1 protein-coding gene is annotated in these 608 nt (G+C 69.9%); it reads right to left on the reverse strand.

The annotated features are described in order from the left end of the window. On the reverse strand, positions 1 to 577 hold a 577-nt coding region (locus J7523_RS20410; RefSeq protein WP_291890629.1), incomplete at its 3' end, for an alpha/beta hydrolase. Positions 578 to 608 lie beyond the last annotated feature (31 nt).

A 608-nucleotide genomic window follows, 5' to 3' on the forward strand; every position in this document is an offset into this window, starting at 1 on the left:
CCTTGTGGGTGTCGGTGATGCCATGCGGGCCGTCCGGGTACACGATCAGCCGCGCGTCCTTGACCAGCGCCGCGGAGGCGCGTCCGGAGATGTCGATCGGCACGACCTGGTCGTCGCCACCGTGGATCACCAAGGTGGGCACGTCGAACTTCGCCAGGTCCGCGCGGAAGTCGGTCGCCGAGAACGCGGCGATCGAGTCGTAGGTGTTCTTGTGCCCAGCCTGCAGGCCCTGCGCCACGAAACTCTGGACCAGCGCCGGGTCAGGCTTGGTGCCCGGCCGGTTGAAGCCGAAGAACGGGCCGGAGGCGATGTCCAGGTACAGCCTGGCGCGGTTCTGCAGCGACGCCTTGCGCATCCCGTCGAACACCTCCGGCGGCACGCCGCCCGGGTTGTCCGCGGTGCGGACCATGATCGGCGGCACCGCCGACACCAGGACCGCCTTCTTCACCCGGCCGGTGCCGTGACGGCCGATGTAGCGCGCCACTTCGCCGCCGCCGGTGGAGAAGCCGACCAGGGTGACGTCGTGCAGGTCCAGCGCGTCGATCACCGCGGCCAAGTCGTCGGCGTAGTGGTCCATGTCGTTGCCGTCCCACGGCTGGCTGGAGCGG

Source organism: Cellulomonas sp., from assembly GCF_017744555.1.
Classification (GTDB): domain Bacteria; phylum Actinomycetota; class Actinomycetes; order Actinomycetales; family Cellulomonadaceae; genus Cellulomonas.